Source organism: Saprospiraceae bacterium (assembly GCA_016714025.1).
In the GTDB taxonomy this organism is placed as follows: Bacteria; Bacteroidota; Bacteroidia; order Chitinophagales; family Saprospiraceae; genus Vicinibacter.
Map to the genome: position 1 here is coordinate 170,172 of JADJOB010000002.1, position 14,419 is coordinate 184,590.

10 protein-coding genes are annotated in these 14,419 nt (G+C 36.0%); 5 read left to right on the forward strand and 5 right to left on the reverse strand.

Annotated elements, in window-relative coordinates:
* Nucleotide 1 precedes the first annotated feature (1 nt).
* Nucleotides 2-643, reverse strand: coding sequence for a hypothetical protein (locus IPJ80_04045; GenBank protein ID MBK7912650.1), 642 nt, complete (start codon nt 641-643; stop codon nt 2-4).
* Between the two features lie 311 nt (nt 644-954).
* Here IPJ80_04045 and IPJ80_04050 point away from each other — a divergent pair, with 311 nt between their 5' ends.
* The 5 genes from IPJ80_04050 (at nt 955) to IPJ80_04070 (ending at nt 7,447) form a co-directional block, all read left to right on the forward strand.
* Complete coding sequence (locus tag IPJ80_04050) at nt 955-4,299, forward strand: gliding motility-associated C-terminal domain-containing protein (GenBank protein MBK7912651.1); 3,345 nt, start codon at nt 955-957, stop codon at nt 4,297-4,299.
* A 411-nt stretch (nt 4,300-4,710) separates the two neighbouring features.
* Nucleotides 4,711-5,046, forward strand: coding sequence for an SET domain-containing protein-lysine N-methyltransferase (locus tag IPJ80_04055; GenBank protein MBK7912652.1), 336 nt, complete (start codon nt 4,711-4,713; stop codon nt 5,044-5,046).
* A 437-nt stretch (nt 5,047-5,483) separates the two neighbouring features.
* Nucleotides 5,484-6,572, forward strand: coding sequence for a ketoacyl-ACP synthase III (locus tag IPJ80_04060; protein ID MBK7912653.1), 1,089 nt, complete (start codon nt 5,484-5,486; stop codon nt 6,570-6,572).
* A gap of 68 nt (nt 6,573-6,640) precedes the next feature.
* On the forward strand, nt 6,641-6,880 hold the full coding sequence (locus IPJ80_04065; GenBank protein MBK7912654.1) for a hypothetical protein: 240 nt from the start codon (nt 6,641-6,643) through the stop codon (nt 6,878-6,880).
* Between the two features lie 81 nt (nt 6,881-6,961).
* The gene (locus IPJ80_04070) at nt 6,962-7,447 is read left to right on the forward strand and encodes a nuclear transport factor 2 family protein (protein MBK7912655.1); all 486 of its coding nucleotides are present in this window, start codon (nt 6,962-6,964) and stop codon (nt 7,445-7,447) included.
* 212 nt (nt 7,448-7,659) lie between these two features.
* Here IPJ80_04070 and IPJ80_04075 read toward each other — a convergent pair whose 3' ends face one another.
* The 4 genes from IPJ80_04075 to IPJ80_04090 all read right to left on the reverse strand — a co-directional run bounded on the left by IPJ80_04075 (nt 7,660) and on the right by IPJ80_04090 (nt 14,383).
* A complete protein-coding gene (locus IPJ80_04075) occupies nt 7,660-8,316 on the reverse strand; it encodes a hypothetical protein (GenBank protein ID MBK7912656.1) in 657 nt (218 codons plus the stop codon).
* A gap of 51 nt (nt 8,317-8,367) precedes the next feature.
* Nucleotides 8,368-9,945 carry a bifunctional metallophosphatase/5'-nucleotidase gene (locus tag IPJ80_04080; GenBank protein MBK7912657.1) on the reverse strand — a complete coding sequence of 526 codons (1,578 nt, stop codon included), beginning with the start codon at nt 9,943-9,945 and terminating at the stop codon, nt 8,368-8,370.
* Nucleotides 9,946-9,979: 34 nt separating this feature from the next.
* Complete coding sequence (gene metH, locus IPJ80_04085; GenBank protein MBK7912658.1) at nt 9,980-13,660, reverse strand: methionine synthase; 3,681 nt, start codon at nt 13,658-13,660, stop codon at nt 9,980-9,982.
* A 303-nt stretch (nt 13,661-13,963) separates the two neighbouring features.
* On the reverse strand, nt 13,964-14,383 hold the full coding sequence (locus IPJ80_04090; protein ID MBK7912659.1) for a T9SS type A sorting domain-containing protein: 420 nt from the start codon (nt 14,381-14,383) through the stop codon (nt 13,964-13,966).
* Nucleotides 14,384-14,419 lie beyond the last annotated feature (36 nt).

Below are 14,419 nucleotides of genomic sequence, written 5' to 3' on the forward strand. Positions count from 1 at the left end.
TTTATTGAAAATTAGGATTGTTTTCATGTGTTCGTGACCAAATAATAATTAGAGGAACCAACAGAACCGTTGGTAAGAGCCAAGCGATATATCCTGGTAAAAAAGTATTATTAACTACTATAAAAGCGGTAACGGAAGCAATGTAACTTCCTATCATTCTTTGGAGATGGGTTACCAGCCAATAATTCTGAACACTTGACCTGCCTTTAAAATTTATATAGTCCTGGTAAACAAACAAGCAACTAAACCCTCCAAAGACTAAATGAACGATTCCGAAATAATTTCCCAGGAACATTTTGTAACAACCCATAGCAATTAAAACGGAACCGAAAAGCAACATGATTATACTCAAGATCCAGTCAATGTATTTAACATCAAATTGGGATCTTTTTCTCAAATAGCTTTTCCCCGTCAACAACATATAGCTTGTAAAAATTCCGATAGTAAATAAAAAATAACTAGGATGTAAATACGTTATTGCAATTGCCACAAGGGCTGTTAGCAACATTGCATAGAAATAGATTGTTCCAATGTTTTTATGACTTCTGTTGCCTTTCCTGGTAATTAAAATATAGAATCCAAGCAATAGACTGGCCCCACCACAAAAAATATGTATTGCCAACAGAAATTTAAATAGTGTCATAGCCTTTCCCTTATAAATTCTATTTGCTTAATTAAAACTGAACAGCCCAATGTAAAAACAATTTTTAATTTGGAATTGGCTAAAATACGTTCAAATAATTTCAATCAATATTAAATTTAAAATTGCAATATTCACACTTTCGAACTCCATTCCTTCAAAACTGTTTAACTCCATTTAAAACAATGCTTGAAAGTCAATTACTGATATTAATTGGTAACTGGATTCCCCATATCAATTTCTTTTAAAATAAGCGTGAATTAAATTGCAGCTTTTCTGTGAAACAGCTATCTTCGTAAACTAAAATCGAGCAGTTGAAATTTTATTATATATTTTTATTACTTATAGTTAGCTCACTTGTAACTGCTCAGCAAAACCATTTCGTAAATGTACCATCAGGGGGAAATTGTTGCTGTGGGCAATACACAGAAATTTTCTTTCCCAACCTTGATTTTGAAGATCCGCCTTTGCCACCTCCCGGTGGACTGATTTTATATTCTGCGGGTGATTTTTTTGGTGGGTGGACCTGTACGCGGGCTACTATTGATTATAAAGATGCCTTTTTTGGAAATCTGACTTTAGGCAACCCAAATGGGCGCTCCAATTTTATTGATTTACATGGTTCGCCCGGATTTGGAGCGATTGAATACAATCTTACAGGCCTCACTCCAGGTAATATGTACCGAATTGAATTCTGGACCGCGCAAAACGGGAGTGGCTATACATCTACAGGAACTTTAAAAATTGCTGGCGGAGCCTGGTTGAATGAAAACTGGACTGTTTCGGTTGATGGAAGTGTTTTTTGGTTTAAAGTGACCTTTGAATTTATGGCAATGGCAGCTACTGCCAAGATGGAATTCAGTAGCATTGGAGGCAGTGAATGGGGCGGCACTATAATTGATGACATCCGTATTTTTGAGTGTCCTGGCGATCAGGAAGGTCCCATTGTAAATAATCCGCCAGATGATGTTGAAGTAGAATGTGATAAAGACATTCCCAAAGTACCCGTTCTCAATGTAAACGATAATTGCGATTTAAATCCAGACTTTACTTTTAAAGAAAAATTGGAATTGATCGATCCGTGCACCAAGATAATTACACGAAATTGGGAAATTCGGGATGATTGTGGAAATATAACTTATGAAGAGCAAATTATAACCGTTTCAGATAAAACCCCTCCGGAAATAAAAAAGGCACCTGTTGATGCCCGAGTCAGCTGCTCTGGTGATGTACAAAAACAATTTTCCGATTGGATTAAAAACAATGGCAATGCAACTGCATTTGATGCCTGTGGTAAAATTACCTGGCGAAATTCCTACGATCATAATCCGCAAAAATCCTGCGATACCATCCTGGTTGAATTCATCGCACAGGATCCTTGCGGTCAAGAAACCAGTGTATTCGGAAATTTCATTGTAATAGATACCAGTGCCCCTAAAATTAATAAAATAGCCGAAAGCAGAAATTTAAATTGCGATGCAGCCTGGCGCGACTCTCTTAAATTGTGGTTGTATTATCACGCATACGCAGAAGCTATAGATGATTGTGATACTGTATTGTGGACAAGCAACTTTAAAGGCGATTCTACTAAATCACCACTAGATGTTACATTTTATGTGAAAGATAAATGTGGAAATCTTGACAGCACAAATGCCACATTTATCAATCGTAAAAGCAGCGATACTTTTTTAGTAAACAGAACTTCCTGTAGTATTCCGAATTCCATTTCAGATACTATGAAATTCCAGATCGCAGGCTGTGATAGCATTGTGATTGTCAATACCCTCAAAGTCTTTCCAGATACGAGTCGATTTTTCTTTAATACCTGTGATCCACAACAAAAACTATTGGATAGTTTGTACTTTATCAATGTATTTGGTTGCGATTCAATTGTGATCAATTCATACACCTTGCATGCAATTCAAGTAAATCAGGTACAGGATTTTTCATGTAATTATACCAGCCGAACATTTGATACTTTGACCCTTCAGGGAGTCTATTGTGATTCAATTATCATCACTGAACACCTGCCTTTGCGAAAAGATTCGATCCATTTATTGAAAACCAGTTGTGACAGCACACAAAAAGGAACCATTGTATTAAATTTAAAAAATCAATTTGCTTGTGATAGCATTGTAACCATTCAAACTGATTTTTCACCACAAACAATTTCACACGTTCAATCGTATGAATGTGGTTTAGTTGCTACTTATACAGATACAATGCTTTTTACAACGAGTTTGTGTGACAGTTTAGTAATCACAGAACATCTACCATTATTTAAGGACAGCATTTTTATCCAATCACATACCTGTGATCCATCACAAGCAGGCATGCAAAAAAATATATTTAAAAACCAATTTGGTTGCGACAGCATCGTACAAGAGGAAATTATATTAGACCCTAGCCAACAAATCAATCTAATAAAATATAGTTGCCTTCCAGCTGATACAGGAAATCGAGTTCAAATCTTTAAAAATCAATTTGGTTGCGACAGCGTCATCCAAACACATACTGCGTTGTTGAAATCCGACAGCACATGGATTCAAAAATTTACTTGTAAATTAAATGAATCAGGAATTACAACGGCAAACTTAATAAATAGAAACGGTTGCGATAGTTTTATCATTACGAAAACGGATTTTGTTAAAGCAGATACCGCTTATCGAATTCAGAAGACCTGTATCACCAATCAACAAGGAATTGATACATTCAGAATCTCAGGAACCTTCTGTGATAGTGTGCTAATAATTGAAACAAAATTTGTGGCTTCTGATACAAGTTATCAATTCAAAAGCAGTTGCTTTCCAACAAAAGCAGGTTTGGATAGTATGCTATTGATTAACCATCAGGGTTGCGATTCTCTGGTATACATTCAAACAGATTACGCTCCCTTAAAATTGAAAATATCCATTGATTCGATTAGTTGTTTTAATGCGGATGATGGTCAACTCCAAATTACCAATATACAAGATTTTGGAACCAGCTTTGATGTAAACCTAAACAACCAAACTTCAAGCAACCAATCAAATTTAAATAAATTAAAACCCGGCAGCTATCTGATTTACGTGAAAGACAGTTCGGGCTGTATAACAGATACCTTACAATTTAAATTAGACAATCCTCCTGCACTGATTACCGATTTAGGAAATGATCTGGAAGTTAATGCCAATACGGAATTCAATTTAAAATTGAATTACAATCGCAAGCCCCAAATTATACAGTGGATTCCAAACCAACTTACAAGTTGCACGAATTGTGATGAAATTAAATGGACGACCAATCAGGATACTTGGGTGTACACATTGAGTACGGATGAACGAAATTGTCAGTCATTAGATTCTATTTTCATTCGTGTTCGAAAAGAAACCAAGGTATTTGTCCCCAACAGCTTTTCTCCAAATGGTGATAACATCAATGATTATTTTTACCTTATCGGAAATGACGACATTCACATAGAGCTTTTACAAATTTACAGTCGCTGGGGGGAATTATTGTTTTCAACAGAAAACAGCATTCCAAATCGTGCTGAAACCGGTTGGAATGGCAGTTTTAAAAATCAGAAAATGAATCCTGGCGTTTATGTGTATTATGCACGAGTTAAACTAACCAACGGAACACTTCAGGAGTTTAAAGGTGATTTGAGTTTGATAAGGTAAGCGTAGTTCATAGGTGATAGTTGTTAGTTGATAGGTGATAGTTTTTAATAATGTGACTTCTTTGGAATTAACTTCTTCAAAGACTAGCTGAAAAAAGACAGTTTAGAGTTCTTTTATTTTAACTTATTAGAACAATTGCCAATTTTAGAAGTCTTATTGTTCAAAGGCCGATATTTATTTAATTAACAGCATGACAAAGTATTATGTCAGTAAGTTTATTAAACTAAAATATTCTAACATTTCAGGATTGTAACATTGCAGCATTGCGGTATTGTAAACCCCTGTCCATATTTTTACAACACATTTAAATAAATACAATTGACATCTTTAAATAGTGACAATACGATCGAAGCAGCCGAGTCTGATTATTTATACAAAGCCCCATCTCAAATTCAAGATGCCGGCTATGGATTGTTTACAGCCATCGACATTTACAAAGATGAAATCATTGCAATTTATAAAGGAAAAATATTAAGTGAGGCTGAAATAAATAAAAGAGTTAAAGAAGGAAAAGACAGGTACTTCATCAATATGCTGAATGGGAGTATCATGGATTCTATAAATTCCAAATGCTTTGCTAAATATGCAAATGACGCCAATGGCAAATCCAAATCAAAGTTCAAAAATAATGCTGTAATTACACTTACTGACAAAGACAAAGTTTGTCTGATGGCCATAAAGGATATTCGTGCTGGTGATGAAATTTTCTGTAGTTACGGTAAAAAATACTGGAAAAAACATAGTTAATCTATATTAAAAAAAGTCAGCTGAACTAAATTATTGTTATAAAGAGAATACTTAAATATAACGCAGAATTATTAAACTGATTCAATTTGGTTGGATAATCAAATAGTTCAATAAAACTAATTCATCAAATTTACCATCGAAGGAATAAGTATTGTTGCTAAATCCAAATTCAAATAACGGTTGAGATTTGCTCAAATAAAAAATAGAAAGATTTATCCCATTAAGACTTGCTTCATTAAGAAAAATAAACAATGGATTAACTTTGGTATTCCTTACCGGGATTGATAAATGTAAACTATCTCAACCTTATTTTACCCACATTTTGTCAATTTAGCTTTATATTTGGTCTTGTCAAGTGGCAGTATGGAACCAAGCTTGGCCATAATTTGCCCAAACATGCAAACAATTACCACGTTTCCCAAATTATACAAATTTTCATGAGTAATTTAGTATATAAAACCGTCATTACAGGTACCGGGTGTTTTATTCCGCCTATAATTAAAACGAATAGGGACTTTACCGTACATGATTTTTTTGATGAAAATAAAAATAGAATCGAAACAGATCCTTCAGTCGTGGTTGAAAAATTCAGACAAATTACAGGCATTGAAGAAAGACGTTATGCTCCTACCGAAATGAATACTTCTGATATTGGAACGTATGCTGCCAAAGAAGCTTTAGATGATAGCGGCATTGATCCTGAATCCTTAGATCAGATTATCGTAGCTCAAAATTTTGGCAATGTGATTAAGCATACGAATCAATCTGACATGGTTCCCTCCCTGGCTGCTCGAATCAAACATAATCTTAAAATAAAAAATCCCCATTGCGTAGCGTATGATGTATTGTTTGGCTGTCCAGGTTGGATTCAGGGAATGATTCAAGCTGATGCTTTTTTAAAAGCCCGATTAGCGAATAAATGTTTAGTCATAGGTGCAGAAACTTTGAGCAGAGTCATCGATGTGTATGACCGTGACAGCATGATTTATTCAGATGGTGCAGGTGCTTGTGTTGTAGAATATCAGGAAGTAGATGCAATAAATGGAAGTGGCATGTTGAGTTCGGCAAGCGCATCCCATTGCATGGAAGAAGTTTATTTTTTAAATTTAGGAGAATCTTATTTTCCAAATTCAGACCCACGTCAACGTTTTATTAAAATGAAAGGTCGTAAGATTTATGAATTTGCTCTAACCTATGTACCAGCCGCAATGAAAGAATGTCTGGATAAAGCAAATGCCAAAATCCAGGATGTTAAAATGATTTTTATACATCAGGCAAATGAAAAAATGGATGAGGCCATTATTAAAAACTTATACAAATTGTATGGAATCAACCAAACTCCTACAAATACCATCCCAATGAATATTCACAAACTGGGAAATAGTTCAGTAGCTACGGTTCCAACTTTATTTGATACAGTGCGTAAAGAAAAACTTGAAGGATTTACATTAGAAAAAGGAGATTTGGTATTATTTGCATCTGTAGGGGCAGGAATGAATATTAACGCAGTTTGTTATCGAATGTAATCCATATGGGTTTGGATACACGATTTGAATAATCTCTTTTTTTTGAAATGTAATTTAATTTAAATTTAATGAACCTGACAGATTGGATTGGATTCATAGGTGTAAGTTTATTGCTTGCTGCCTTTTTTATGAACCTGAGAGGCATAATTCAAAAAGAAAGTCTAAGCTATTTATTACTAAATATTGGAGGTGCCGGATTAGCTTGTTTTGCTTCAATATTACTAAATTATTTTCCATTTATTATACTGGAAGCTTGCTGGACTTTGGTTTCACTCCATGGTTTGATTCAGTATTTAAAACTTCACTAAACAATAGAAGAAATCAATATAAATGCACTATTGGATCAAAAAATACTTACATTGCACAAAACTTTAAACAAATCAATATTTATGAAAAACCAAATTTATGCCTTTTTAGGTATGCTTACCTTACTTTTAACTTCATGCGCTGCACCGGTTGAACCACCAAAAGCAATTGATATGGATCAATTAAAAGTTGAAATTCAAAAAATGGAAGATGCATTTGCTGCTGCTGAAAAAGCGAAAGATGCTGATGGGGTCGTGGCTTATTACAGTGATGATGCTGTAAGTTATAGCCGTAACGAAGAGCCTGCTTCTGGGAAAGCTGCAATTAAAGAAAAAATTGCAAAAGGAATCGCCAAAGACACAACAGGAAACTACAATGTTTATAAAGTGGTTGATCTGTTTGCAGAAGGTAATACTGCAATAGAAATCGGCTCATGGACCGTTATGAATCCTGCCGGAGCGGAAGTAAAAAAAGGACATTACATGTCTTATTTTCAAAAACGAGATGGTAAATACGTCTGTGTCCGGGATATGAATGTAAGTTCTATGCCTGAATCTGAAAAGCAATAAAATTATACTAATTACAAATTTACTCCAACGAATTATTAAAAGGGTATTACTGCAAAAGAAGAATAAAGCAATTCATCTGATGCGTCCCAATATTCATTAGTTTGGAATAGTATTTAAAAATAAAACCTCGGTTGATAATTTCAACCGAGGTTTTATTTTTAAATACTAAGTACTTTCTGTATTGAGAATGAACTATAGCGAATGTTCAGAAATTATTTATTCCAAATCTTGACCGCAATTATTGCAAAAAATAAAGTATATGCATAGCGAACATATTCATAAAAAGCCGTGCTGGAATCCCAAATCAACATAATTGTAATCCCGGCAGCGCCAAAAATGACAGCAAAATAACCTAACCATTTTGGTAAAAAGGAATCGCGGATAATTCCTATACCCATAGGAAGGAATCCCAAACAGAAAAACATATAACCCATACGCCTTAAGCATAAGACCCATTCATAAGTAACTTCTAAAGTTTTAACAAAGGGTTCTTGTTCAGCTGCTGCAAGTGTTGATGCTTTCCAACCAGCCCATGCACCCATATGCATAAAATAAGCTTCTGCAGTGGTGCCTACAAATAATGCAAGGCAACACACAATGATACCCGGATTGAGAATCGGATGAGCAGGAGATATTCGCATTAAACTGCCTAAAGAAAATAATCCCATGATTCCTAAAAAGACTCCAAAAACAAGTACCCTAAAGGACCAAATAAAAAGTGTTTGGTTGTCATGCGCAGTCAGTAAGGAAGCAAGATTAAATGCATCCTGCAATTGAACCGGTCGCATCAGATATCCGGCATTGATCATAATGGCAGACAGAAACAGTAAGACTGCGGTAAACCGATAATTAAATTTTGAGTTTTCCATTTGTATTCGTTTTGACAAAAGTAATAAGTCTCTTCCTAATTTCCGAATCCCTTAGCGGCCACCTTTTTTCAAATAATCAATCACAGCTAACCGAACATCCTTGCGCAAATCCGATGCAGGGTAGGTGCTGATTTGGCTAACATTTGTAATTTCTGGGTTCTTTGGTGTAAGAAAATCGAGATTTTTTTCTAAGCCGGTCAATAAAAAATCATTGACTGCTATGTGATAGCTCTTTTGACTATTAAGTACTTCTCCAGCTATCAACCACTCAGCGTTCTTGGTTCGGCTGATTTGAGCCCATTGAAGGTATCCACCCGAACCCTGATTGGCCCACCCAATATCCAATACTTTTTTTAACAGCGCTCCGGTAATATCCAGTTCTAAAATACTTCCACCATAAGGCAATGCCCGTAAAATATCATACTGACTTAATTTTCCACTCAGCATATCATCCACCCGTACACTTCCGGAATTCATAATAGCTGCATCTGCTTTCTTCTTTGCGGAAACCAACATGGCTTTACTGATCATTTCACAAAAAGCAGCCGGTTTATTTCGCAAGGTTAATTCTCTTGCATCATAGGGTTCATGCAAACTAACCAACTCTTCATCCGGATCAAATCCCATTTCCCGAATGACTTTATTTTCTATACCCTTCCATTTGCTGACCAATTGAGCAACTTCAGCATCTGGGACTATGCTTGCATCTAACTTTACCAAACTTGAAATAATGCTGGATTTTCTTGATGCCACATTGTATGAAATTCGATGGACATACACAGATTTAGCATTGGCATCTGCTTTAGTCAATACCGTTGATCCTATTTGGTGCTTCATGTTTTCATGTTCATGGCCACCCATAATTAAGTCCAATGCTGGATTTAATTTTGCCATTTTTATATCATCCTCCATATTTAAATGACTCAATGCGATTTGGAGATCGGTAGTGTTTGCCAATGAAGTTAATGCCATTGAAACGCTTTGAAAGACATCATTATAACTAACAAAATTTACTTTATTCGCAGGTAGACAAGGTGCAACAATTCCAATTTTTAATACGGCTCCCTTTTTATTGGAAAATGGTAAAATTCGGGTTTCAGGAATGGCAGTTTTAAGCCCATTAACTTCTTTGTAAAATGATTGCTTTGTATCATTAACTACATGTTGAACATTGCTTGAAACCCATTCAAAACTTGACTCATTAATTCGCTTTTGAAGAGACGCCTCATCGATATCAAATTCATGATTTCCAAAAGTTACCAAATCAAATCCTACCAAATTCATAACATCAACCATTTGCTTTCCTTTGATACGCTCTCCTTCCCACTTTAGTGTACCTATTAATGAAGGGCTTAAAAAATCACCGGCCATTACAGTTAATACATTCGGATTTTCCTGCAACAGTTTTTTTCTGAGGCTTGCAATTCGTGCAGCACCCCCAACCTGACCCTGATCCAATGCAGCGATTTCATAAAAATCGTTTACCTGAAGTATAATTAATGACACCGTTTCTTCTTGCGGAAATGCTTGCTTGTTAAATGCATTCTCCTTTTGAAAAATGGCGCAGGATGTTTGAAATCCAATTGCTATGATTAAAATAAAAATTCGAAAATTAATGTATCGGTTCATATCTATACTTATTGTAAATTTTAATATATTCAAATTAGGGTAATAATGGACTTAACCATTTGGATGCAGTTGCTTCATCCCACCCTTTACGGTTAGCATAATCCTTCAATTGATCTTCTCCAATTTCACTAATTGCAAAATACTTAGCATCCGGATGTGAAAAATACCAACCACTCACAGCAGCTGTCGGAAACATAGCCATACTTTCTGTTAATTGCAATCCAATAAAACGTTCAACTTCCAATAAATTCCAAAGTGTTTGTTTTTCAGTATGATCCGGACATGCAGGATATCCCGGAGCAGGACGGATGCCGGTATAACTTTCTTTAATCAACTCGTCATTTGTAAAATGTTCTGACGGAGCATAAGCCCAGATCTCCGTACGCACTAACTGATGCATATATTCTGCCAATGCCTCTGCCAATCGATCCGCAAGTGCTTTGACTAAAATCGCATGGTAGTCGTCATGTACTTGTTCAAACTGCTTCACCAATTCATCAACACCAAATCCTGCTGAAACAGCGAATGCACCTATGAAATCGCATTGGTCTGAACCAACAGGTGAAATATAATCTGACAAACAAAAGTTCGCTTGACCTGCTGTCTTTTTTATTTGCTGACGTAAATGATGCAGTCTGAGTTTTTCAACAGAACAAGTTTCATCCTCATAGATAATAATATCATCTCCAGATGAATGAGCCGGAAAAATTCCAATGACTGCCTTCGCTGTCAGTAATTTTTTAGTTATTAATTCATCAAGCAATACCAGTGCATCCTCAAATAATTTGCTAGCCTCACTCCCAACAACTGGATCTTCCAAAATAGCTGGATACTTTCCAGCCAGTTCCCAGGTTTGAAAAAATGGAGTCCAATCAATAAATGATTTCAATATTCCGGTATCAACCGATTCGAAAACACGAATGCCAGTTTGTTGCGGTGGATTAAAATAGGTATGATCCCAATCTATTTTTAATTTATTGGCCTGAGCTTCTGTTAAACTCAACAATTCTTTAAATTTCTGGCGTTGTTGTCTTTGAATCCGAACACGCTCATAGTCCTCTTTTAAATTACTTAAAAATTGATTTCTAACTTCCGAGTTGTCGGTCAATAAATTACTAACCACTGAGACAGCTCTTGATGCATCGAGCACATGGACCACAGGAAAATCGTATTGCGGTTCAATTTTTAATGCCGTATGTAATTTTGAAGTAGTAGCTCCACCTATTAATAAGGGTAGGGTAATCTTGTTTTTCTTCATTTCCATCGCTACATGGACCATTTCATCCAGGGATGGTGTAATTAAGCCACTTAATCCAATTACATCTGCATTAATATCTTTCGCGTGTTGCAATATTTTTTCACAGGAAACCATGACACCCAAATCGCTGATTTCGTAATTATTGCATGCCAGTACAACGCCTACTATATTTTTACCAATATCATGTACATCCCCCTTTACAGTTGCAAGTACAATTTTACCTTTTGCTTTTGCAGCTTCAGTTTTATCCTGTTCTAAAAATGGAGTCAGGTAAGCAACGGATTGTTTCATTACCCGTGCGCTTTTAACAACCTGGGGTAAAAACATTTTACCAGAACCAAATAAATCACCCACTTCATTCATTCCATCCATTAAGGGTCCTTCAATGACATGCAATGGTTTTGCAAACTTTAATCTGGCTTCCTCCGTATCTTCAATAATAAAATCTGTAATCCCTTTAACCAAAGCATGTTTCAAACGGTCTTCAACTGATTTTGTTCTCCATTCATCCTGAATTATGGGTATTTTACTTTTAACTTTTATTTTAACTTGTTCTGCAAAGTCTGTCAATCGTTCTGTTGCATCACTGCGGCGATTAAATAATACATCTTCCACCAGCTCTAACAGTTCTTTTGGGATTTCATCGTACACCTCCATTTGTCCTGCATTAACGATGCCCATATCCATACCAGCATGAATTGCATGGTATAAAAATGCCGTATGCATTGCCTGGCGCACGATTTCATTTCCACGAAATGAAAAAGAGAGGTTGCTTACGCCTCCACTGATTTTAACACCTGGACACAGTTGTTTGATTTGCTTGGTTGCCTCGATAAAATTAATAGCATACTCATTGTGTTCTTCAATACCCGTTGCAACTGCAAAAATATTTGGATCAAATATGATGTCTTGCGATTTAAAGCCAACTTTATTTATCAACAAATCATAAGCACGCTTACAAATACTTACTTTACGATCAATTGTATCAGCCTGACCTGCTTCATCAAATGCCATAACGACCACTGCAGCTCCATAGCGTCTTACTTTTTTTGCTTGTTCAATAAATTTTTCTTCCCCTTCTTTCAAAGAAATGGAATTGACAACGGATTTGCCTTGCAAACATTTCAATCCGGCTTCAATCACATGCCACTTTGAAGAATCTACCATAACCGGAACTCTGATAATATCCGGTTCCGAACTAATCATATTGATGTATTCCGTCATGGCTTTCTCTCCATCTAATAGGCCTTCATCCATATTGATGTCAATAATCTGTGCCCCTGACTCAACTTGTTGGCGTGCTACTGAAATGGCTTCATCAAATTGATTATTGAGTATAAGCTGTGCAAATTTCTTTGAACCTGTGACATTGGTTCGTTCTCCAACATTCACAAAATTTAGTTCAGGACGAAACTCCAGCAACTCCAAACCAGATAATGTTGTATACGTGGAACCACTGGGAATTTTTCTGGGTTCAATGGATTGAACCGCTTGGGCCATTAAACGAATGTGTTCAGGAGTGGTTCCACAGCATCCACCAATAATATTTACATAGCCCTGCTCTGCAAAATCCAGCATAAACGCTTTCATTTCAGCAGCCGATTGATCATAGCCACCCAATTCATTTGGCAAACCGGCATTTGGATATGCACTCACCCGGCAATCGGCTCGCTTACTCAAGGTTTCAAGATATGGTCTGAGTTCTTTTGCACCCAATGCACAATTTAAACCGATTGAAAACATGGGTAAATGAGACATAGAAGCCAGAAATGCTTCAACCGTTTGACCTGACAAGGTGCGTCCACTTGCATCGGTTATGGTCCCGGATACCATCAATGGAATCGCATACCCAATTTCTTCAAACAATTCATCGATAGCATATAAAGCTGCCTTGCCATTCAGTGTATCAAATATGGTCTCAACTAAAAAAATATCAACACCTCCTTCTAGCAATCCTTTGGCTTGCGTGTAATACGCTTCTTTTAACTGATCAAAATTTACTGCCCGGAAAGCAGGACGATTTACATCCGGACTTAAACTGGCCGTCCGATTGGTTGGTCCTAAGGCTCCTGCAACAAACCGGGGACTTGAAGGATCTGTCTTTTGAAATTCAAGTACGGCTTCTTTGGCAATTTTAGCAGACTGAAAATTGATGTCATACACCCAACTTTCCAATGCATAGTCCGCTTGAGACAAGGCATTTGCGCTAAACGTATTGGTTTCAATGATATCTGAGCCTGATTTTAAATAATCCAAATGGATCTGCTTAATAACATCAGGACGTGTAATGGACAATAAATCATTGTTGCCCTTTAAATCATTGGGGTGATCCGTCAATCGTTCATTGCGAAAATCTGCTTCCTGCAATTGGTATTGTTGGATCAAAGATCCCATAGCACCATCCAATATCAGGATTTTCTTTGAAGCTAAAGTTTCAAGTGTGGAAAAGATGTTCATGAACTTGCAAAGGTATATACACTGAATGCATATAACCAAAGCTTATTCAGAATACTTGAAATAGATTTAATATTCAAACGAATACAAATTAAGGGGTCTAATCAACGTCTCATTTTGATTTCTTATATGTTTATACATAAATTAGATCTTACTAAATGAAGTCACACAGAGTGAACGTTTGATTTGTTTTCAAGCCAAATTCCTAAACCATGGGTTTAAACCCATGGTTTAGGAATTTGGCTTGAAAACGGGATGCAACAATTTGAAGGATTCTCATAGCCTATTTAAACAGCTATTATTCTCTTAATTAAAAATTACTCTGTGATAATATACTTCCCCTAAAATATTTGACAACTTTAAGAAATAAACTCCGGTAGGAAGCGCATAGCGTTCGATAGTTTCACATTCATCAATCCAACCTTTCCGGTAAACAACCCCTTTTTCATCAAATAACTGATACTGATTGAAATCATCGGTCTTAATCTTTATAAAATCTGTTGCAGGTACTGGGTAAATTGATACTTGAGCATCTCCAAATTTGATATGTTCTTTAATCGTTGATTTCGATTGAATCAATTTTGCTTCCTGCAAAATAAAATGATCATGATCTGCAAACCAAAATGGAATCATTGCAATGCCTGGTTCCGGATTGATTTCTGCTTTTAAATTAAAAGCCAGAAATAAATTGAAACAAATACCGAAATTAAAGATTAGCTTTTTCATAATAAACTTTTAAGTAAGACCTTTCAGTAATACTAA